The 20,402-nt window shown below is 66.0% G+C and carries 17 protein-coding genes; 9 read left to right on the forward strand and 8 right to left on the reverse strand.

Annotation, left to right across the window (positions count from 1 at the left end; genetic code table 11):
• Positions 1–77 precede the first annotated feature (77 nt).
• Positions 78–890 carry a C1 family peptidase gene (locus XcodCFBP4690_RS06060; protein ID WP_104540102.1) on the reverse strand — a complete coding sequence of 271 codons (813 nt, stop codon included), beginning with the start codon at positions 888–890 and terminating at the stop codon, positions 78–80.
• Between the two features lie 437 nt (positions 891–1,327).
• Between XcodCFBP4690_RS06060 and creD the strand changes: the two genes are divergently transcribed.
• The 8 genes from creD to XcodCFBP4690_RS06100 all read left to right on the forward strand — a co-directional run bounded on the left by creD (position 1,328) and on the right by XcodCFBP4690_RS06100 (position 8,862).
• Positions 1,328–2,647, forward strand: coding sequence for a cell envelope integrity protein CreD (creD, locus tag XcodCFBP4690_RS06065; protein WP_104540103.1), 1,320 nt, complete (start codon positions 1,328–1,330; stop codon positions 2,645–2,647).
• Positions 2,648–2,654: 7 nt separating this feature from the next.
• Positions 2,655–3,074, forward strand: a complete 420-nt coding sequence (locus XcodCFBP4690_RS06070; protein WP_104540104.1) for a hypothetical protein — start codon at positions 2,655–2,657, stop codon at positions 3,072–3,074.
• A 42-nt stretch (positions 3,075–3,116) separates the two neighbouring features.
• Positions 3,117–3,728, forward strand: a complete 612-nt coding sequence (locus XcodCFBP4690_RS06075; protein WP_104540105.1) for a GNAT family N-acetyltransferase — start codon at positions 3,117–3,119, stop codon at positions 3,726–3,728.
• Positions 3,729–3,808: 80 nt separating this feature from the next.
• Positions 3,809–4,705: a carbon-nitrogen hydrolase family protein gene (locus XcodCFBP4690_RS06080; protein ID WP_104540106.1), complete on the forward strand. Its 897-nt coding sequence runs from the start codon at positions 3,809–3,811 to the stop codon at positions 4,703–4,705.
• 144 nt (positions 4,706–4,849) lie between these two features.
• Positions 4,850–5,941 carry a DUF3616 domain-containing protein gene (locus tag XcodCFBP4690_RS06085; protein WP_104540107.1) on the forward strand — a complete coding sequence of 364 codons (1,092 nt, stop codon included), beginning with the start codon at positions 4,850–4,852 and terminating at the stop codon, positions 5,939–5,941.
• Between the two features lie 70 nt (positions 5,942–6,011).
• Entirely contained in the window at positions 6,012–7,415 is a 1,404-nt protein-coding gene (gene gltX, locus XcodCFBP4690_RS06090) for a glutamate--tRNA ligase (RefSeq protein ID WP_104540108.1), read from the forward strand.
• A 13-nt stretch (positions 7,416–7,428) separates the two neighbouring features.
• A complete protein-coding gene (locus XcodCFBP4690_RS06095; protein WP_104540109.1) occupies positions 7,429–7,950 on the forward strand; it encodes a transcriptional repressor in 522 nt (173 codons plus the stop codon).
• Positions 7,951–8,373: 423 nt separating this feature from the next.
• Positions 8,374–8,862, forward strand: coding sequence for a (R)-mandelonitrile lyase (locus XcodCFBP4690_RS06100; protein WP_104540110.1), 489 nt, complete (start codon positions 8,374–8,376; stop codon positions 8,860–8,862).
• 149 nt (positions 8,863–9,011) lie between these two features.
• Here XcodCFBP4690_RS06100 and XcodCFBP4690_RS06105 read toward each other — a convergent pair whose 3' ends face one another.
• Entirely contained in the window at positions 9,012–9,920 is a 909-nt protein-coding gene (locus tag XcodCFBP4690_RS06105; protein WP_104540111.1) for an AraC family transcriptional regulator, read from the reverse strand.
• A gap of 211 nt (positions 9,921–10,131) precedes the next feature.
• On the opposite strand from XcodCFBP4690_RS06105, the gene XcodCFBP4690_RS06110 reads away from it, so the two are divergent.
• Entirely contained in the window at positions 10,132–10,335 is a 204-nt protein-coding gene (locus XcodCFBP4690_RS06110; protein WP_104540112.1) for a hypothetical protein, read from the forward strand.
• Positions 10,336–10,540: 205 nt separating this feature from the next.
• On the opposite strand, the gene XcodCFBP4690_RS06115 is transcribed toward XcodCFBP4690_RS06110, so the two are convergent.
• From XcodCFBP4690_RS06115 to XcodCFBP4690_RS06140, 6 genes are all read right to left on the reverse strand, one after another.
• Positions 10,541–12,262: a S8 family serine peptidase gene (locus tag XcodCFBP4690_RS06115; RefSeq protein WP_167394497.1), complete on the reverse strand. Its 1,722-nt coding sequence runs from the start codon at positions 12,260–12,262 to the stop codon at positions 10,541–10,543.
• A gap of 224 nt (positions 12,263–12,486) precedes the next feature.
• Positions 12,487–13,113, reverse strand: a complete 627-nt coding sequence (locus XcodCFBP4690_RS06120) for a hypothetical protein (protein ID WP_104540113.1) — start codon at positions 13,111–13,113, stop codon at positions 12,487–12,489.
• 1 nt (position 13,114) lies between these two features.
• Positions 13,115–14,929: a S8 family serine peptidase gene (locus XcodCFBP4690_RS06125; protein WP_104540114.1), complete on the reverse strand. Its 1,815-nt coding sequence runs from the start codon at positions 14,927–14,929 to the stop codon at positions 13,115–13,117.
• Between the two features lie 841 nt (positions 14,930–15,770).
• Positions 15,771–18,146 carry a TonB-dependent receptor gene (locus XcodCFBP4690_RS06130; RefSeq protein WP_104540115.1) on the reverse strand — a complete coding sequence of 792 codons (2,376 nt, stop codon included), beginning with the start codon at positions 18,144–18,146 and terminating at the stop codon, positions 15,771–15,773.
• Between the two features lie 406 nt (positions 18,147–18,552).
• Positions 18,553–19,776 carry an MFS transporter gene (locus XcodCFBP4690_RS06135; protein WP_104540116.1) on the reverse strand — a complete coding sequence of 408 codons (1,224 nt, stop codon included), beginning with the start codon at positions 19,774–19,776 and terminating at the stop codon, positions 18,553–18,555.
• The gene (locus XcodCFBP4690_RS06140) at positions 19,773–20,201 is read right to left on the reverse strand and encodes a MarR family winged helix-turn-helix transcriptional regulator (protein ID WP_104540117.1); all 429 of its coding nucleotides are present in this window, start codon (positions 20,199–20,201) and stop codon (positions 19,773–19,775) included. The genes XcodCFBP4690_RS06135 and XcodCFBP4690_RS06140 overlap by 4 nt, the downstream gene beginning before the upstream one ends.
• Between the last annotated feature and the right edge of the window lie 201 nt (positions 20,202–20,402).

Below are 20,402 nucleotides of genomic sequence, written 5' to 3' on the forward strand. Positions count from 1 at the left end.
GCAGCCTGGCAATTGCGGCATGCGTGGTGGCACATGCCGCATGTGGATCAACGATGGATCAAGTCGCGCGTGGCGCGTCAGTGCACCACGTCTGCCCCGGTGACGTCCTTGGCCACCACCGACCACGCCAGCTTGCCGAAGCCCTTGGTGCCCCACTCGGTGCCCCAGCTGTTTTCGATCAGCAATCCCTCGCTGTCGTAGCCCAGCGCAATCACTGCATGCCTACCCAGGAGCGGCGTGGTGATGTCGTAATCGACCTGGTTCTTTGGCGAGAGATCCTCGAAGCCTTGCCGGACATTGAAGCCGATCACCACCGGCGTGGACGCAGCCAACGCAAGCTTGATCTGCTCGATCAGGGCACGCCCACCGTTGCCGTTGCCCGAATACAGCACCGTGTACTTGCGGTACGGCGTCGGGTTCCTGGCCGCGTTGGCGCGGTCGGCGGCGGTGGGCGGGTTCTTCCAGTTGTAGTTGCCCCACGAATAATGCTGCTCGGTGTCGATGCCCTGCGCCAGCGCCACGTCTAACGGCGCTTCCAAGCTGGAACCGTCATCGACGCCGCCATTGACCTGGCTGTAGAGATACATCGGGGCAAAGCGGGTCTGCGCCTGTTTGTTGGCGTTGGCATACCAGCCGGTGAGGGTGTGGGCAGTGGCCCACGATACGCAGGAATTCACCTGGCCCTGGTCGCCCGGCGGGATCGCCCAGGCGGTCAGGTCCACCGTCGCAGGCAGCGATTTGGCGGCGCTCGCCGTGCCGAACAGCGGGGTGACCGGCTGCATCAACGACGAGGGTTTCAAGCCCATGCCGTGCGTTGCCGCCTGCGCGACAGCAGACGACAGGCTCAGGGACGCGAGCAGGCAGAGCACGAGCGAACGTTGGGTGTTCATGGCTGACAAACTCCAGGCTAAGAGAGGAATGCAGTCGACGCCGGGGTGGAGCCACGGGCGGCCAGCGGGCAGACGGATACGACGGCGCCGATGTGGCGCGCGCGAAGTGACGAACGTCTGGAAAAGGACGGGACTGGAAAGCCGTGCTCAGAACAACATGAAAACCGAAGATACGAACCTGCAGCATGCAACTGCAGGCACATCGTTGCGCCTGCCGCTGCCACGCGCAGTGGCGATGCGAAGTGCCGTCGAGTAAACGGAAGCAGGTTGCGGGCCTGGGTTGCAATTGCGCTGATGGATCTTCGTATTCCCTCAGTGCGTCACAGTGCCGGCGCGCAGATCAGCGCAGCGGCCACTTCACATTCGCTTCAAATTCGCCTCAAACCCCCATCACCGACACGGCGCAGCCTGAGCACCTCCCAGACTGAGGACGGTCGATGAAATCCCTGAAACTGTTGTTGCGCTTCGCCACCATCGGCGGGTTGATCCTGCTGTTGCTGATTCCCTTGTTGCTGATCCGTGGCGCGGTACAGGACCGTGCCCGCTACCGCGACGAGGCGGTGGAACGGGTAGCGCAGAGCAAGGCCGGCGAGCAGCAGTTCATCGCGCCGGTGCGCGTGCTGCCCTACACCGAGGAGGTCCAGGTGACCGAGCCGGACGAGCAGGGTAACCAGCGCAAGATGTGGCGCAAGCGCGAGGGCGCGCTGTTGCAGACCCCGCGCAGCCTGAAACTGAGCGGCGAGATGGTGCCGTCTGTACGCGAAGTGGGCCTGTACCGCGTGCAGGTGTATTCCTGGAAAGCGACGCTGCACGCCGAATACGAACCGCTGGACTACGCCGCCGTGCCCACCCGCGTCTACGGCCAGCCGCATCTGGCGGTGGGCATTTCCGATGTGCGCGGGCTGGTCGGCACGCCGCGGCTGCAGGTGGACGGGCGTGCGGTGGCGCTGCAAAGCGGTGCCGGCGCGCTGGCGGATCGGTCGGCGGGCGTGCACGCCGAACTGAGCCCGCTGGCCGATCCGCTGGCCGGACGGCTGCAGGCGGGCAATGTGGTGGACATGCAGTTCGTGCTGGACGGCACCCGCCGGCTGGCCATCGCACCGATCGCCGACAACAACGAGATCGCCTTGCGCTCCACCTGGCAGCACCCGTCCTTCGGTGGTCGGTTCCTGCCCAACGCGCCCAGCATCGGGCCGAAGGGTTTCGATGCCAGCTGGTCGCTGTCCTCGCTGGCGACCGGCGCACAGACCCAACTGCAGTCCAGCCAGTCCGGGCTGGACTTGCTGGAGGTGCGCCTAGTCGATCCGGTGGACGTCTATACCCAGGCCGACCGCGCCAGCAAGTACGGCATCCTGTTCGTGGTGCTGACCTTCGTGGCCTTCGTGCTGTTCGAGCTGATCAAGCGCCTGCCGATCCATCCGTTGCAATACCTGCTGGTCGGCCTGGCGCTGGCGATCTTCTTCCTGCTGCTGCTCAGCCTCTCCGAGCACATCGCGTTCTGGCAGGCGTATCTGGTGTCGGCGGCCGCGTGCATCGGGCTGCAGTTCTTCTACCTGTCCGGGGTATTGCGCAGCTGGGGGCGGGCAGCGGGATTCTCGGCGATGCTGACCGCGCTGTATGGCGTGCTGTACAGCCTGTTGATCTCCGAAGACAACGCGCTGCTGATGGGCTCGTTGCTGCTGTTCGGCATCCTGGCCAGCATCATGTGGGTGACCCGCAAGCTGGATTGGTACGAGCTTGGCAACAGCCTGCGCTGAGGTCGGCATGAGGACGCAGGGACAGGTGGTCCGGCGGGCGCAGCGGCTGCTGCCCGCCGGGATCGAGACGGTGGCGCTGCTTCCCGCAGCGCCACCGCTCGCGTGGGAATGCTCGGCGCTGTCGGCCTTGCCGTTGGCCGGGCAGGGGCGCCGCGGCGTGATCGGCCTGCGCTTGCGCCAGGGCACGGTACAGGCGGTACGTAGCGGCGGTTGCGCGTTCTTGCAGGCCTCGCGGCAACAGCTGCAGGCCGGAGCCACGCTGCAGCGTCGCTACGGGCCATGGCAGCGCCTGAGCGATGGCAGTTACTGGGCCTGCAGCAGCGATGCGCTGCTCGGGGTGCTGGTGGCAGCGGAAGAGGCCGCGGTGTGGTTGATGTGGCAACAGCCGGTTGCCACGCAGCGTCGCCACCGCAGCTGGTTGCGCTGAGCCGCGGTGGCGTGGCGGCACGATGCGCTCGGCTCGCTTACCATGGCCGGCATGACCGGTGCTTCCCTCAGTGTTGAAGCGGTGAGCGGCAACGCGGTGTTGCCGTACCTGGATGCGGTGGCGCAGCTGCGCATCGCGGTGTTTCGCGCATGGCCGTATCTGTACGACGGCGATGCCGATTACGAACGCGGCTATCTGGCGGCATATGCGGCCTCGCCACGAAGCGTGTTCGTGCTGGCGCGCGATGGCGATGCGGTGGTCGGCGCCTCCACCGGCCTGCCGCTGCTCGACGATAGCGATGCCTTCCACGCACCGTTCCGCGCAGCCGGCATCGACCCGGCCAGCGTGTTCTATTTCGGCGAGTCGGTGCTGCTGCCTGCGTACCGCGGGCGTGGCATCGGCCATGCGTTCTTCGATCGCCGCGAGGCGCATGCGCGGGCGCTGGGACGCTTTGCGCTGACCGCCTTCTGCTCGGTGGATCGTGCACCAGACGATCCGCGCAAGCCCGCCGATTACCGTCCCAACGATGCGTTCTGGCGCAAGCGCGGCTATGCGCCGCAGCCGCACATGCAGGTGCGGCTGGTGTGGGCAGAGTTGCAGTTGGGCGAGATCGACCACAGCTTGAGCGTCTGGACACGCACGTTGGCAGACTAGTCGCGCTTGCACCGTCTGCGTTGTCTGGCTGCGACCATTGCCCGCCCGCGTGTCTCCACTGCCGCCACAGGACCCAGCCCATGAATGCGCCGCTCACCATTGCCGTTGCCAAGTACCCGATCGGCCGCCCGGCGGATTTCGATGCGTTTGCCGTTCGCGTCTCGGCCCTTGTCGGCGAGGCTGCCTTGGCCGGTGCCCGCGTGGCGGTGTTGCCGGAATACCTGTCGCTGGAGCTGGGCGCGACCTTCGGCACGCAGATTTCCGCCGGCCTGCCGGAATCCTTGGCCGCCATCCAGGCCTTGCGCGCGCCATGGCTCGAACTCTTCGCCGGCCTGGCGCGCCAGCACCGGCTGCACCTGGTACCCGGCAGTTTCCTGCTGGATACGGGCCAGGGCCGCTACCGCAATCGCAGCGACTGGTTCACTCCCGATGGCCGCCACGGCTGGCAGGACAAGCTGCAACTCACCGGTTTCGAAAAGGCCACCGGGCTGATCGACCCAGGCGATGCGCTCAAGGTGTTCGACGTCGATGGCGTGCGCGCGGCGATCGCGATCTGCTACGACAGCGAATTCCCGCTGCCGGTGCGCGCGCAGTACGAGGCCGGTGCACGCCTGCTGATCGTGCCCAGTTGTACCGACACTGCCGCTGGCGCCACCCGCGTACGCATCGGCTGCCTGGCGCGCGCGCTGGAAAACCGCATGTTCGTCGCCCAGTCGGTCACCGCCGGCCAGGCGCCCTGGAGCCCGGCGCTGGATATCAATACCGGCGAGGCGGCGGTGTTCGCGCCGATGGACGTGGGCTTTCCGGATGACGGCGTGCTGGCACAGACCGCAGGCGAGACGGTGTGGGCGTATGTGGCGCTGGATTTCGATGCCTTCGAGGCCAGCCGCGCGCAGGCGCAGGTGGCCAACGACCGCGATTGGCCCGGGCAGTGGGCGGCGGATCTGGCGCGCGCCCGGCTGGCGGCGTGGGAGTGAGCCTGCGTCGATCGCGGCGGTGGAGTGGGCCAGGGACTGGCTTCAGCGCCACATCGCCTCTGTCCGCACTGTCACGCCAGCGCCCACCAATGCCGCGGTCGTGGTGTACTGGCTGTCTTCTCCCGTAAGATCGCCCACCCGCTCATGGCCAAGAAAACCCTGATTCCGCGCAGCGTCCGGCTTGAGTTCACGCCCGGCGCACTGGTGCACAGCAATCTCTCCGGCGCGGCGTTCACCGACGACTGGCTGTGGGTGGCCGGCGACGAAGCCTGCGCCGTGGACCGGTTGCGCAGGCTGCCGCCCGGCCAGCGCGAGACCTTGCGCTTCGGCCAGGGGCAGAGTTTTCCGCTGGCCGAGCTGCTGGACCTGCCGGGCGAAGACGCCGAGGAAGCCGACCTGGAAGGCATGGGGCTGTCGGATGGATATTTGTGGGTGGTCGGCTCGCATGGGTTGAAGCGCAAGAATGCCAAGCCCGGCCGCGACGACGCCGACAACGCCAAGCGCCTGACCAAGCTCAAGCTCGATGCCAACCGCCGCCTGCTGGCCTGCCTGCCGGTCGAACGCGACGACGATGGCACGCCGCGGCTGGTGCGGCAGACCGCCGACGGCCGCCGCGCATTGCGGCTCAAGGGCGATGCCAAGCACAACCAGCTCACCGAGCTGCTGGCCGACGACCTGCATTTCGGCCCGTTCCTGAAGATTCCCGGCAAGGACAACGGCTTCGATATCGAAGGCATCGTGGCCGATGGTCAGCGCCTGTTGCTGGGCCTGCGCGGGCCGGTGCTGCGTGGCTGGTCGGCGCTGCTGGAAATCCAGGTGGAGGCGCATGGCGATCATCTGCGCCTGACGCCGCTGGACGACGACGGCACCCTGCTGCGCAAGCACTTCCTGCAACTCGGTGGCCTAGGCGTGCGCGACCTGCATTACTCCGGCGACGATCTGTACCTGCTGGCCGGGCCGACCATGGTGTTGAACGGCGAGATCCGCCTATTCAAATGGCCGGACGCGCGCAAGCAACTGGCCGCCAACCGGGAACCGGTGCGCTTCCAGCACACGCTGCTGGAGTCGGCCGTGCTGCCGCACGGCACCGACAGCGACCGCGCCGAGGCGATCTGCAACCTGCCGCCGCAGCTGGCCGGCAAGACGCCCAGCTGGCTGGTGCTGTACGACGCACCCGGCCCGGCGCGCAGCGGCGGCGAGTGCGTGGTGTACGGCGACCTGCTGCGCAACCGCTGAACCGGCGGGCCGGGCAGGGCCGCGCCGCGCAAGGTAAAATCGGCCCATCCCACGTTTGCCCGAGCGCTCCATGACCTGCCGCACCCGCTTTGCCCCCAGCCCCACCGGTTACCTGCATATCGGCGGCGCCCGCACCGCCCTGTATTGCTGGCTGGAGGCACGTCGTCGCGGCGGGCAGTTCGTGCTGCGCATCGAAGACACCGACCGCGAACGCAGCACCCAGGCGGCCATCGACGCCATCCTGGAAGCGATGGACTGGCTGGGCCTGGACTACGACGAAGGCCCGGTCTACCAGACCCAGCGCATCGCGCGCTACCAGGAAGTGGCCGAGCAGCTGCTGGCGCAGGGCAAGGCGTATTACGCCTACGAGACCCGCGAAGAACTCGATGCCATGCGCGAGGCGGCGATGGCCAAACAGGAAAAGCCGCGCTACAACGGCGCCGCCCGCGAGCAGAACCTGCCGCACCGCGACGACCCCAACCGCGTCATCCGCTTCAAGAATCCGCTCGACGGCAGCGTGGTGTTCGACGACCTGATCAAGGGCCGCATCGAGATCGCCAACAGCGAGCTCGACGACATGGTGATCTTCCGCCCGGACGGCTACCCCACCTACAACTTCGCGGTGGTGGTGGACGACTGGGACATGGGCATCACCGAGGTGATCCGCGGCGACGACCACATCAACAACACCCCGCGCCAGATCAACATCTACCAAGCGCTGGGTGCGCCGGTGCCGCGTTTCGGCCACATGCCGATGATCCTGGACGAGGAGGGCGCCAAGCTCTCCAAGCGCACCGGCGCGGCCGACGTGATGCAGTACAGGGACGCCGGCTACCTGCCGCACGCCCTGATCAACTACCTGGCCCGCCTGGGCTGGTCGCATGGCGACCAGGAGCTGTTCAGCCGCCAGGAGCTGCTGGACCTGTTCGACATCACCGACGTCAATTCCAAGGCCGCGCGGCTGGACATGGCCAAGCTCGGCTGGGTCAACCAGCATTATCTCAAGACCGACGACCCGGCCAGCATCGCGCCGCAGCTGGAATACCAGCTGGGCAAGCTCGGCATCGACGTGGCCGATGGCCCGGCCGCTGCCGATGTGGTGGTGGCGCTGCGCGAGCGTGTGCAGACGCTCAAGGACATGGCAGAAAAGGCGGTGGTCTGGTACCGGCCGCTGGAGGTCTACGACGAGGCGGCGGTGATCAAGCACCTGAAGCTGGGGGCCGAAGTGCCGCTGGGCAAGGCGCGCGAGCTGCTGGCGGCACAGCGCGAATGGACCGTGGAGAGCGTCTCGGCCGCGCTGCACGATGCCGCCGCGGCGCTGGAGCTGGGCATGGGCAAGGTGGCCCAGCCGCTGCGCGTGGCCATCACCGGCACCCAGGTCAGCCCGGACATTTCGCAGACGGTGTACCTGGCCGGCCGCGAGGGTGCCTTGAAACGCATCGATGCGGCACTCATCAAGATAGGAGCGGCCTGACGCCGGAGCCTGTATGACCAAGCACACCCACGCGCAGGAGCATGCCTGCACCGAACCGCATCACCACGTCGACGACGCCAACAGCTTCGTGCGCGCGGTGGAGCGCGCCTGCAGCGAGCGCGGCCTGCGGCTGACGCCGATCCGCGCCAACGTCCTGCGGCTGATCGCCGATGCCGGCAAACCGGTCAAGGCCTACGAACTGCTGGACTGGGTGCGCGAAGGCAAGGGCGTGGGCGCCGATGCGCCGCCCACGGTGTACCGCGCGCTGGATTTCCTGATGGCCAACGGCTTCGTGCACAAGCTCGAATCGGTCAATGCCTTCGTCGCCTGCCATCACCCCAACAGCGCCCAGCATTCGGTGCCGTTTTTGATCTGCGATCGCTGCCATAGCGCGGTGGAGCTGGAAGACCGCGACGTGGTCTCGCAACTGGAAGCCCGCGCCAAGGCGCTGGGTTTCCAGCCGCAGGCGCAGACGCTGGAAGTGCATGGCCTGTGCGCCAAGTGTGCAGTGGTGGAGTCGGCGCTGCCGGCCTGACGCCAGCAGTGGCGCGTGGCGCGGCGTCGGCGCGTTGCATGGAGCCGGTGATACGCGCGCGCGGGTGCGGCAACAGGCCGGTGACCAGGCCCGGCATCGTAGTCGCCACGGGTGGATGAAGCGCGCGTGCCGGTGCGGACAGTCCAGCCCGCGTGTGCGTCGAACGCGCGGCGGCCGGCAGCGCATGGTCGTCGCGCCTGCATTGATGCATGCGGTTTCTAACGGCATGCGCGATTGGGGGCTAACTGCCGGATGCCATGCGCGCTACAGTGCAGGCAGCTGGATCGAAGGCCCCGTGCAATCCCCTTGACCCGCACGTCGGGCACCGCTCCCGGCTGCCGTCGGCGATATCGATCATGGCCTTGACCGTGGTCGGAAGACACATGGTCGAGGCCGCGCACATCACACTCCAGGAGCACTGCAATGCATCTGTCCGCCACGGTCATGTCGTTGACGATGATGGCCGCCACCACGCCGGGCCTCGAGGCCCCTGCCGACGACAAAGGCGCGCCGATCCGCGTGAACAAGGCCGGTAGCGCCGCATCGTCGGTGGGCCCGGCCGCGTATTTCACTGGCAAGGTGCGCATCGATGCACCGTTCCAGGCCGATGCGCCAGCGCGGGTCGGCGGCGCCACCGTGACCTTCGAGCCGGGTGCGCGCACCGCATGGCACACGCATCCGCTGGGGCAGACGTTGATCGTCACTGCCGGCGCCGGGCGTGTGCAGGAGTGGGGCAAGCCGGCGCAGGAGCTTCGCCCCGGCGATATCGTGTGGATTCCGCCGGGCGTCAAGCATTGGCATGGCGCCAACGCGACCGTGGCGATGTCGCATATCGCCATCGCCGAGGCCGTGGATGGCTCGCCGGTCACCTGGCTGGAGCAGGTGACGGATGCGCAGTACGCCGCCGATTGAGCGAGCCGCCCGCCGATAGCGCGATGCCGCGATGCGGGCGACGTGGCGGCCAGCGCACTGGCGCCGAGTGCGCGACCACCGCGCGGGGATGCGCGCCGTGATCCGCATGTGCTTGGCGCGCTGTCTTCGCGCAGGGCGGCTGGCCGTGCTCACGCCAGCTCGGTGGCCGTGGGCGTGCTGGCGCGCAGCCGCTGCGCATCGCGCGCTGGCGGCTCGCCCAGGATGCGCGCGTAGTCGCGGCTGAACTGCGAGGCGCTTTCGTAGCCCACCCGGAAGCCGGCATCGGCAGCGGTGAGCGCTTCGGCCACCATCAGCCGGCGCGCCTCGTGGACGCGCAGGTGCGAGCGATATTCCAGCGGCGTCATCGAGGTCACTGCCTTGAAATGCGCATGGAAGGTGGAACGGCTCATCGCCGACAGGTCGGCGATCTGCTCGATGCTGAAGCGCTGCGCGTAGTGTTCGCGCAGCCATACGATGGCCTTGGAAATCTGGTTGAGCCGGCTGTCGGCGACCGCCATCTGCCGGACCACCGCGTTGGCGGGATCGGCCATCAGGCGGTACAGCAGTTCGCGCGTCACCAGCGGGGCCAACGCGGCGATTTCGTGCGGCTGGTCGAGCAGACGCGCCAGCCGCACGGCGGTGTCCTGCAGTTGCGGCGTGCTGCGGTTGAGCAATAGTCCGGCGGGCGCGGCGTCGCGTTGCGGCTCGGCGAGCTCGGGATGGTGGATGGCCAGCTCGCTGAGGATTGCCGTGTCCAGGTCCAGGCAGAAGCACAGATACGGTTGCTCGGCGCTGGCTTCGATCACCGAGCCGACGATGGGCAGGTCCACCGAGGCCACCAGATACATCTCGGGATGATAGTGAAACGCCTGCGCGCCCAGCATCGCCCGTTTGCGCCCCTGCGCCACCAGGCACAGCATCGGCGTGTAGATGGTAGGGATGGACACTGTTCGGGTGGAGCTGCGCATGATCTGCAGCCCGGCGATCGGGGTGGCATGCATCCCGTCGGCAGGTGCGTGGCGCAGTAGCAGGGTGCTCAGCTCGGTCAGCGAAGACATGCGGAACCCGTCGATGGTCCAAGGCGGCCTGGCCGCGATGGGCCGATCGTACAAGAGCGCCGGTCATGCAGACGCCAAGGACCCACCGCCGAGCCGGGCACGCGGCCGGTGGCAGTCACCGGCGCGGCCCATGCAATGCCCGCGGCGGCGGTGATAGGGCGCTCACGTACGGGCCGTATCATGGTCTTCCCGCCAGTGCCTGCAGCGCCCAATGCCCGCCAAACCTTCGATCCTGCCGACGCCGACCAGCCCCGCCGAGTGGAAACGGCTCGAAGCCGCCGCCACCGCCGAGCTCGCTCGCCGCACCGAGCAGGCACATCTGCAGATCGTTGGGCTGTTGACCACGCACGGCCACCTGTTGAGCGATGCGCAGCGTCGCAGTCTGCACAAGCGGCTGCGGCGCGCCGGTCGCTGACGGTTCGGCGCGCAGGGATAGCGCGCGATCCTGATCCCTGCGCGTGGCGCAGCCCGTAGAGCCTGGCGCTCTGATCGAAGCGGGCGTGCTCGTCGCAGACGCCGGCCTGCAGGATGGGCCGATCCAGCCGGAGTTCCAGCTGCGACAGGATGCCTTCGCCTGTTCGGACCTGGCATGGATACGACAGGGCCGCGCGGCCGTCGGTTCAGTGTCCCAGGATGCGGAGTTTGAAGTTTTGCAGCGCGGCCTCGGTCGTTGGGTCGCTCATGTCGGCGACTTCCAGCGTCCACGCCCCTTGCGCCTGCTCGTCGAGAAACGCGTTGCTCGAGGTCAGGTCGACATAGAAACCGGTCAGGGCGTAGGCGCGCGCATCCAGCGCCGAAAACGGCGTGAGCACATAGCTGCGCGTACCGCTGGGCGACTGCAACACCACGCGTAGGTTGGTCGGGTTGCGATGCGATGTGGCAAAGGAGAGTTGCGCGCCTTCCACCTTCATCGCCTGTGTGATGTGGATGCGGTGTTTGGCCGGACGCGCAGGGCCGCCGATCTGGCTGGGAGCGACGGTCGATGTCACCCATTGGGTATCGCGCACGGCAGGCAACGGCGTGAAGTAGCGGGCTTGGTAGACGGCAGCCGCACCATCGGCCAAGCCGAAGCCGTACCAATTGCTGAAACGATGGCCGGCGGCATTGGTGATCCAGCCTGGATCGATCACGCTGCCCTGATAGACCGCCGGTGGTTGCCACGGATCGACCTGGCGTGCGGTCGTGGCCAGGATGTACTTGACTTCACGTGCGCTCAAGCGCGGATTGACGCTCAACATGAGCGCAGTGACCCCCGCCACCGTGGGAGCGGCGGCCGAAGTCCCTGTCATGAGCGCGCTGTAGTTGCACGTTGCATCGATGGGCGAGGTACTGGTGTCCAGTGCATTGACAGCCGGTCCGTTGCTATCGGCATTGGAGCCTTGATCGCAGCCGGCCAGGTCGGTCGTGACGATGGCAGGATCGTACGCAAACCGGCCCCGCAGCGGACCCAGCTCTTGCTCCGCGTTGGGAGCATACTGACGTTGATACCCGACAAGCCCGCCGATACCCGAGATCCAGATCGCCGACCCCGGCGACGAATAGACGGCGCGCTTACCTTGGGCATCAAGACTGGCAACCGCGATCGTGCCTGGAAGGTTTGCGAGAATCTCCAGGTTGGCCAATGCGCAACCCACTTTCAACGCGCGCGCAATGTCCTGACACAGGTCGATCGGGTTTCCGTCAGCATCACTGCCGAACAGATTGTTGAAGCTGTTGCCTGCAGCCTTGATGTAAACGCCGCCCAGGCCATGACGGGTCGAGCGCATCAATGCTTCCCACATGCGTTGGTCTTCGACGGGGAAGTCCTGATAAAACGGTGTAAAGCTGCCCCAGCTATTGTTGAAGACGTCGATTCTTTTCGACTCGGGTCCGTCTCCCCAAAAGTAGCGAACCGACGCCGGACCGGTTACCGACCACTCACCGAAGTCGAACCCGGCCAACGAAGCCTCCGGTGCGACGCCGCGCCCGCCGCGGCCATTCCATCCAACCGCTGCGATGATGCCGCCAACGGCAGTGCCGTGATCGTCCCCGTTGGTGGGAGTGGGGTCGTGCGAGCCGTCCCTGAAGCTGTAAGAGCCATTCGGAATCACGTTTGCTGCCAGGTCTTCATGGCGAATGTCCAGGCCGATGTCCACGACGGCAACCTTGACGTGCCTGCCACGGATGCCCAAGGCCTGCAGGTGATCCACATCCATGTCGACTCCTGGCACGGGGCGGCTATCGCCGATGACGGCCTGCCCGTGATTGGAGATGTGCCATTGGTATCGCAGCAGTGGGTCGCTCTCCTGGGAAGTTGCCGTTGCTGCCGCCAGGATTCGCGGCGGCTGTTGGCTGGGAAGCAGTCACGATGAAGCCACTGCCGATCAGCAGCGAAAGCGCGTGTTTGGGTGAAATACGCATGGGTGGCTCCAGTCAATGCCGGGGAAGGCTTGTCGATCACAGCAGTGCGCATGGCAGATCGTGGCCGGCTCACCTGCAGTGCAAGCCGGCCATGCTCGGCGGTCGCCGTCGTGGCGTTGAACGGTAGGGCAAGATTGCAGGTAGGGATCTGCGTTTGAGAAGGCAGCTACATTGGTTGCATGACCGATTGCGCCACCACCAGCGAGATCTGCACGCTACCGCTAGTGCCCTGCAGTCGGCTCAATGCCTGTTGCGTTTTCTCGATTGAGGGATAGGCGATCACCGCGCTGTGATCGATCGTGGAGGTGTAGACGATGCGTCCACCGGAGCTGCTTGCCAGCGCAGTAGCGCTGGTTGGCGTGGTGTTGGTCAGTCTGAGTTGCGGTTGCACGAGCACCACGCGTCCGTTGCGCTCGTTCACCGCCGCGGCGAGTGGACGTTCCGCGGCGGCTGTGGACGGGGAGGCCAGCGTGGACGCGTTGCGTGCAGCACTGCTGGACAGAAGGATCACGGCATACGGGCCGATCCGCGCGGCGACCTTGCCATCGATGGTCGCTGCGCTGGCGGTGCGCGCCTGTGCGGCAAGCCGGGGGGCAACGTCGGTGGGGTCATTGGCGACCGGGTCCGACACCACCGTGCCGGGCAGCATGCGGTACGTATCGCGTCCGGATTTGAAGCGCTCGCCAGTGGCCGCGGCGCTAAGCGCCTGCGCATCCATGTATTGGCCAGCGTAAGCGATACCGCAGGTAGCCAATGATGCGATCAATGCCGAGCTGAGAAATGTGGTCTTCATGTCAGTGCCCCAGGATGCGAAGTTTGAAGTTCTGTAGTGCTGCGGTGGATGTCGGCTCGGTCATGTCCGTTACTTCCAGGGTCCAGACGCCTTGCGCCCGCTCATCGAGAAATGCGTTGCTGGAGGTGAGATCGAGATAGAACCCGGTCTTCGCATAAGCGGCCGGGTCCAGTATCGAGAACGGCGTGAGGACGTAGCTACGCGTTCCGCTGGGAGATTCCAGCACCACGCGCAGATTGGTCGGAGTGCGATGCGATGTGGCAAGCGACAGTTGCACGCCTTCCACCTTCATGGCCTGGGTGATGCGGATGCGTTGTTTGGCTGGTCGCGCAGGGCCGCCGATCTGGCTTGCGGCAGCAGTGGAGGCGACCCATTGGGTATCGCGGACCGGGGGCAGTGGCTTGAAGTACCTTGCTTCATAAACGGCTGCGGCGCCATCGACCAGGCCGAAGCCGTACCAGTTGCTGAAACGGTGTCCTGCCGCATTGGTGATCCAGCCGGGGTCGATCACACTCCCCTGGTAGACCGCAGCAGGCTGCCAGGGATCGACCTGCCGCGCGGTCTTGGCCAGGATGTACTTGACGTCGCGCGCGCTCAGGCTTGGGTTTGTGCTCAATATCAGGGCCGCGACGCCGGAGACGGTGGGTGCAGCAGCCGATGTGCCGTTCATGATGGCGTTGTAGTTGCATGACGCATCGATCTTGGACTTGCTGCCGTCCAAGGCATTGTCGACCAAGGAGTCATCCACGTTTTCGCCCGCGTTGCAGCCGCTGAGATCGGTGGTGACGATGGCCGGATCGTAGGCGAACGGCGCCGTATCGGCGCCGAACAGCAGCGCCGCGTTGGGATAGAACTTGCGCTGACGTCCGAACTCGCCACCCAGGCCTGAAATCCACAATGCGGAGCCGGAGGACGAGTACGAGGCGCGATGCCCGCTGGCATCGACGCTGGCGACAACGATGGTGCCAGGCAGATTGTTTGTTGAGTCGACATTGCTCAGCGAACAGCCAACGTTCAATGAGCGCGAAAGTTCGCTGCAGATGTTGACGATGCGTCCATCCGCATCGCGTATGCGAAAACGCTTGAAGCTGTTGCCTGCGGACTTGATGTAGATGCCGCCGAGACCGCCGCGCGTCGAGCGCATCAAAGCCTCCCAGGACCGCTGTTCCTCGACCGGAAAATCGGGGTAGGACGGCAGCAGCGATCCCCAGCTATTGTTGAAGATATCGATGGTGCGCGCTTCTGGCCCATCGCCCCACCCGTAGCGGACGCTTGCATCATTGTTGGACGATGCTCGGGCCAGAAAGTCGAACCCGGCCAGCAAGGCGTCGGGCGCAACGCCGCGCCCGCCACGTCCATTCCAGCCGACCGCCGCGATGATGCCTGCAACAGAAGTGCCGTGGCCGTTATCCGGATCGACGGGCGTCGTGTCGTGGGATCCATCGCCAAAGTTGTACGACCCGTTTGGCAGGATGTTGTCGGCCAGGTCTTCATGGCGTAGCTCCAGCCCGTCGTCCACCACACCGACCCGCACGCCGCGGCCGCGGATGTTCAAGCCGTGCAGGATATCCACGTCCAGATCCACGTCGGGCACCGGACGTCTGTCGCCGATCACGGCCTGGCCCTGGTTGGAGAGATGCCACTGATAGCGATACAAGGGGTCGCTATCCTGGGATCTGGCGGAAGCGGTAATGGCATTGATTGCATTGCTGGTGGCGGCCGTGACCGGTGGTGTAGCCAGCGCCGAGAGTGAGCTGCTACCGATCAACAGGGCGCCGATCGACAGTGCGAGGGATTGCCTGCGAAAAGAGTTCATTCCGTTTGATTCCAGTCAAGGGTAGGCGCGGTCGAAGCGACACGGTCCTCCGTTCGGTCGATCGCACGATCGGCCGTTGCAGCTGCGCCACTCCCTCGGGACGCGCCTGAGGCCCGAGTCGTTGGAGCCGGAAGATGTGTTTTCGGTCGAAAGGCCCGGCGCGATCGCCCGGGTCAGGAAACGCTCGTCAGGCAACCTCGCCTGCAGGCGGGTTGCACCACAGGGTGGCCGCCGGCGTGCGGCGATGACGGGATGCGAGAGGAAGCAGTCCAGCAGCGGCAGCGACAGGAGTCATGTCCGTTTATCCCAAGAGAGCTACACAGCGCATCGGTCCGGCGATGGAGTAGATGCAGTTAGATGGTTTGTCGGCTCCCCTGTGCGCCGCGACGCAGCCGATGTTGACGATGCATCTGCAGCGTCAACGCCTCGATTAAAGATGGGGAAATCATGGCCTGCAAGGCACGCGACGTACGCCGCCTGCGTGACACATCGCGCAGTTTATGGCTGGCATGCAGATTTGTGCGGTGCATGCGAAGTTTTTCGCATAGATGCCGTCGAAGAATTTTCCAGATGCGATCGTATCGATCGAAATAACACATCGCGATGCGTCGTTCTGCTTCGCAGCGGATTCCGCCGAGACAGTGGCCATCACCTGACTGCACTGCACGCGTCGTACAGGAGCTGGCAGGCTCGCTGCGCAGGGTGTTCTGCGACCACTGCAACGACCGTCGCCGATGCCTGGTACAACACAAGGATGCATGGCGACAAGGGCACCGCGAGGCCTGTTGCAAGGCTCCGCGCAGTGGCATTGCGCCGCTGCGCGGGCCAGTCGCCGATGGACCTACCAGCGATACGCCACCGACATCTGGTACTGCCGCCCGGCGATCGGCCGGCCCATGAACACGCCGCCGGTGGCCGCGCCGGGCACCCGCACATTGCCTTCGGTCAGGCCCAGCGTATCGGTCACATTGCTGCCGCTGGCGGTCACTTCCCAGTGGTCGCCCACGTGCAGGTTGGCGCCGATATCCAGCATGTCGTAGGAGGGCAGGCGCTGGCTGTTGGCCAGGTCCGCGAAGCGGTCGCCGATGTAGGAATAGGTGGCAAACACTTTCAGGTCGCCGAACGGCAGCATCCAGTAGTAGCTCGGCGTCAGCCGGAACTGCCGCTTTGGCTGGCGCATCACCTGGTTGCCGGTGAACTCGCGATAGTTGCGATATTTCGCATCCAGCCACACGCCGGTGCCGGCCAGCTCGAAGCCACCGAACGGGCGGATGGCTGCTTCCACCTCCAGGCCGCGTGCGCGCGAATCGCCCACCGCAGTGAAGTTTTCGCCATTGGCCAGGAATGCCTGGAACGGCGAGTTCTTGAACGTGTTGTGGAACGCGGTCAGATACAGGTCGTAGCTGCTGGCGCCCGATTTCAGGCCCAGCTCGTACTGGTCCACTTCCTGCACGCGGTTCTGTCCATCGCGCAGATTGTCGAAGCCGGGAAACTTCACCCCGGAATTGACGCGCGCGAACAGGCTGTTGCTTTCGTTGAGCTTGAAGTTCAGGCCCGCCGTCCACGAGAACGCCTCATCGTCCTGATCGATGCGGCGGGTGGTCGCCAGCGCCAGCGATGTGGCGTTGTCGTAGAGCGTGGCCGGGTTGCCGTCCAGATCCACCGTGCGGGTGTCGTGCACATTGCCGGTGACGCTCTGGCGCTCGTAGCGCGCGCCCAGGTCCAGGCGCAGGCGTTCGTTGAGTTCCCATTCGTCGGCAACGAAGGCGGCGATGTTCTCGCCGTCGTAGTCGGCGCGCAGGTTGAAGAACGCAGTGCTGGTGAAACCCTGGCGCGTGGCCTGGCGGCCATCGGCCAGATCCACGTCGATGCGGCGCGCGTTGTTCTGTGCGGTGAGCAGCATGGTGTTGCCCAGGTACCAGGTGTCGGCCGAGGAATACTTGGCGTAATACGTGCCTACGGTCAGCGTGTTGCCGGCGAACAGCTCGCGGCTCAGGCGCAGATCGTTGGTGACCGAGTTCAGGCGCTTGTCCACCGACCACCAACCGGCTTCCAGCACTTGCTGATTGGGGTCGACCGCGCCGCCGCCGTTGCTGAATCTGCCACTGCCGGTGGTGCCGTAGCCGCCAATGAAGTCGCTCAACCGCAGTGGTGCGTCGCCGGTGAACAGCGCATAGGTCGGCGCGCTGCCACTCATCACGTTGAAGCGATCGGCGATGGTCCAGTCGCCCACTTCCCAATTCAATTCGCCGCCGAACACATCGATGTTGACACCGCGCCCGTCGGCCAGGTCGCGTTGCAGGCTCTGGCCGTTCGGGCCGACCAGCAGATCCACGTTGCGGAAATCGCGGCCAAGCAGGGTGCCGGTCTGCGCGTTCAGACCGGGAAAGCTGGACAGGTCGTTGCCGTTGTTGCGCGACAGCAGCGGGATCGCGGTGTAGAAGGCGTTGTTGTCGTCGGTGTGGCGCGCGTAGAACGACAGTTCGCCGCTGTCCCAGCGTTTGCTCAAGGTGGCACTGAACTGGCCGCCCTTGTCGGCGGAAAATTGCGGGTCGCGCACGCCATCGGTCTCGCGGAAGAAACCGCCTACGCTGTAGTACCAGCCATTGCCCATCGGGCCGCTGTTGAACACATCGATGCGGCGCAGCGCGTTGTTGCCGCCAGTCAGGCGCACGCTGCCTTCCGGTTCGTCCTGGCCCTTCTTCTGGATGAAATTGACCGTCAGCCCCGGCTGGCCGTTGGAGAAGATCGGGCTGGAGCCGCCACGCAGCACTTCCATGCGCTCGACGGTGTCATCCACCCGGAACAGCGTGGAATTTTCCAGGAACGACAGCGTGGGCGGCGGAAACAGCGGCGAGCCATCCAGTTGCATGGTCACGAATGGCGCATCGCCTTCGGAGGGCATGCCGCGCACGAAGATGTTGGCGCCGGTGCCGCCACCGCTGGGCTCGGCCCACACGCCCGGCACGATCTTCAACAGGTCGGCGGTACTTTGCGGGACGGCCTGCTGGATCTGCTCGGGACTGGCGGTGGTGATCGAAAAACTGGCATCGCGCTTGGCCAGGCCCTTGAAGCGCGCCGTTCCGCTGACGATCACCGCATCCAGCGTGGTGGCGTCGCTGCGCGGCTCGGCGGTGGACGTCTGCGCGTGCGCGGCGGGCGCAAGCAGGGCGCCGATGGCAAGGGACAGGGCATAGCGGGGCATCGATGCGGTCATGAAAGCTCTCCTGGGATGACGTCGCAGCTGGTGGCAATGCGCGCACGCGTGCACGCGTGCAAAGGGTGACCGCCAGCACATGGCGGGGTCAGTCGTGCGACATCGCGACACATGCCGCTCCATCGTTCTAACGGAGTTGCCTGCAAAACCTGTTGTGCGCTGCGGCACTCGGCGCGGGCGATATGCTCGCTATCGATCAACGCGGCAAGGCGCCAGGTAGCACCTGCGCAGTGCACGCGTGTCGCTATCGGGCTGCGTGTGGGGCCGTTCAGCGCGAACCATAACGGCAGCCGATGGATCCATCGCGGCGGCATGATCGGCTTTGCGCAGGCGCTGCCAGGCACCATGCAATGGCGCAGCGATGTCGCTGCACGCAGGCCGATAGGCAGGCGCGCTTGCGCCTGTTCTACGCCGCTGCGCGGACCGGTGCCGCCTCCCGGATCGGCAGGTTGATCAGTGCGGCCACCACTGCCAGCAGCATGTCGGCGTACCACATCCAGCTGTAATCGCCGAAGCGCTCCAGCGCCAGTCCACCCAGCCACGCACCGAAGAAGCCGCCGATCTGATGCGACAACAAGGTCAGCCCGAACAAGGTGCCCAGGTAGCGCGGGCCGAACAGTTTGCCGATCAGGCCGGCTGTCGGCGGTACCGTGCCCAACCAGGTGGAGCCCAGTGCTGCGGCAAACAGATAAAAGGTCAGCGGCGTCGGCGGCGCGACCAGGTACGCACCGATCAGCAGCGCACGGCTGGCATACAGGGCGCACAGCAACCACTTCATGCGCACGTATTCGCCGAGTTTGCCGGCGACCAGGCTGCCGGCCACATTGAACAGGCCGATCAAGGCGATCGACAGCGCCGACACGCTGGCAGGCAGGCCGCACAGGGCGATTTCCCCGGGCAGGTGCGTGACCAGGAACGCGATATGCACCCCGCAAGTGAAAAAGCCCAGGTGCAGGCACCAGTAACTACGATCGCGCATGGCCAGATGCAATTGCGCAGGCAAGCCGATGCCCTCGTCCGCGATCGAGGTGCGCACGTCGATCGCGGACGAGCGCCGTCGCAGCGGCCATGCCAGCGGCAATGTCAGCAATGAAATCATTGCCAGTCCGGTCATCGCCCTGGCCCAGCCGGCGGCGCCGATCATCGATTGCACCAGTGGCGCGAACACGAACTGACCGAGCGAGCCGCCGGCATTGATCAGCCCGGCCGCGAACGAACGCCGCTCCGGCGCAATACGGCTGGCCGTGGCGCCGATCAGCACCGAAAAACTGCCGGCACCCGCACCGGCGGCGGCCAGGACCCCCAGCGAGACGATCAGTCCCCAATCGCTGGCCATCCACGGACTCAGTGCCAGGCCCAGCGATAGCAGCACGCCGCCCACCAGCAACACCGGCAATGGACCGCGCGCATCGGCAATCGCGCCGAACACCGGCTGCACCGCACCCCAGACCAGTTGGCCCACCGCCAGCGCGAAGCTGATCGAGGCGATGCCGATCCCGGTCTGGCGATGGATCGGCTCCACGAACAGGCCGGTGGTCTGGCGCGCGCCCATGGTCAGCATCAGCATGGCCGAGGCGGTGAGCAGCAACCCCCACTGCGCGCTGGTGCGTGCGCTCGCAGACGTGTTCAAGCGGCCGCCCCTGCGTCCAGGGCCGCATCCAGCTGCATCAGGCTGGCATGCAGCTGTTTGGTGGACGCGCTACCGAACAGCGTTTCCAGCTGCGTTTGCGCGCGCTGCCAATGCGGTAACGCGCGCACCAGCAGCCCGCGCCCGCTGCGACTCAAGGCCACCACCTTCAGGCGCGCATCCTCGCCGCGACGTGACTGCACCCAGCCCGCTTCCAGCAGCGGCTTGAGGTTGCGGGTCAGCGTGGTCCGATCCATGCCCAACGAGTGCGCCAGAGCCCCCAGCGACTGCGGCTCGATGAGCCGGCGCAGGATCGAATACTCGTTGAGGCTCAGTCCCACCTGCGCCAACGCGTGGTCGTACACCTGCGAAGTGCGCCGTGCGGCGCGGCGCAGGTGGAAGCAGGTGCAGCGGCTGGTCTCGGACATGCGGTGCTCCATGCGGATACCCTGCACTTTGCGTGCATATGCACGTATTGGCAAGCACGGCTGGGAGCGAACCCGCCACACAGGTCGCGCAGGCACGGTGGTCGGCAGCGCGAGGCGGTGCGCTCGCCTGGCGTGCACCGGTCCACTGCCGCAGCGGAACCAGCGCCGTCGCCGCCCAAATCCGTCCCTGGCCGCCACGCA

It is taken from the genome of Xanthomonas codiaei (assembly GCF_002939785.1).
Classification (GTDB): domain Bacteria; phylum Pseudomonadota; class Gammaproteobacteria; order Xanthomonadales; family Xanthomonadaceae; genus Xanthomonas; species Xanthomonas codiaei.

Bases quoted from the DNA above. Each gene is read 5' to 3' on its own strand.
- XcodCFBP4690_RS06140 (WP_104540117.1), bottom strand. From the start codon at position 20,201: ATGTCCGAGACCAGCCGCTGCACCTGCTTCCACCTGCGCCGCGCCGCA.
- XcodCFBP4690_RS06120 (WP_104540113.1), bottom strand. From the start codon at position 13,113: ATGAAGACCACATTTCTCAGCTCGGCATTGATCGCATCATTGGCTACC.
- gltX (WP_104540108.1), top strand. From the start codon at position 6,012: ATGACCTGCCGCACCCGCTTTGCCCCCAGCCCCACCGGTTACCTGCAT.
- XcodCFBP4690_RS06110 (WP_104540112.1), top strand. From the start codon at position 10,132: ATGCCCGCCAAACCTTCGATCCTGCCGACGCCGACCAGCCCCGCCGAG.
- XcodCFBP4690_RS06075 (WP_104540105.1), top strand. From the start codon at position 3,117: ATGGCCGGCATGACCGGTGCTTCCCTCAGTGTTGAAGCGGTGAGCGGC.
- XcodCFBP4690_RS06130 (WP_104540115.1), bottom strand. From the start codon at position 18,146: ATGACCGCATCGATGCCCCGCTATGCCCTGTCCCTTGCCATCGGCGCC.
- XcodCFBP4690_RS06105 (WP_104540111.1), bottom strand. From the start codon at position 9,920: ATGTCTTCGCTGACCGAGCTGAGCACCCTGCTACTGCGCCACGCACCT.
- creD (WP_104540103.1), top strand. From the start codon at position 1,328: ATGAAATCCCTGAAACTGTTGTTGCGCTTCGCCACCATCGGCGGGTTG.
- XcodCFBP4690_RS06100 (WP_104540110.1), top strand. From the start codon at position 8,374: ATGCATCTGTCCGCCACGGTCATGTCGTTGACGATGATGGCCGCCACC.
- XcodCFBP4690_RS06060 (WP_104540102.1), bottom strand. From the start codon at position 890: ATGAACACCCAACGTTCGCTCGTGCTCTGCCTGCTCGCGTCCCTGAGC.
- XcodCFBP4690_RS06070 (WP_104540104.1), top strand. From the start codon at position 2,655: ATGAGGACGCAGGGACAGGTGGTCCGGCGGGCGCAGCGGCTGCTGCCC.
- XcodCFBP4690_RS06080 (WP_104540106.1), top strand. From the start codon at position 3,809: ATGAATGCGCCGCTCACCATTGCCGTTGCCAAGTACCCGATCGGCCGC.
- XcodCFBP4690_RS06085 (WP_104540107.1), top strand. From the start codon at position 4,850: ATGGCCAAGAAAACCCTGATTCCGCGCAGCGTCCGGCTTGAGTTCACG.
- XcodCFBP4690_RS06095 (WP_104540109.1), top strand. From the start codon at position 7,429: ATGACCAAGCACACCCACGCGCAGGAGCATGCCTGCACCGAACCGCAT.
- XcodCFBP4690_RS06125 (WP_104540114.1), bottom strand. From the start codon at position 14,929: ATGAACTCTTTTCGCAGGCAATCCCTCGCACTGTCGATCGGCGCCCTG.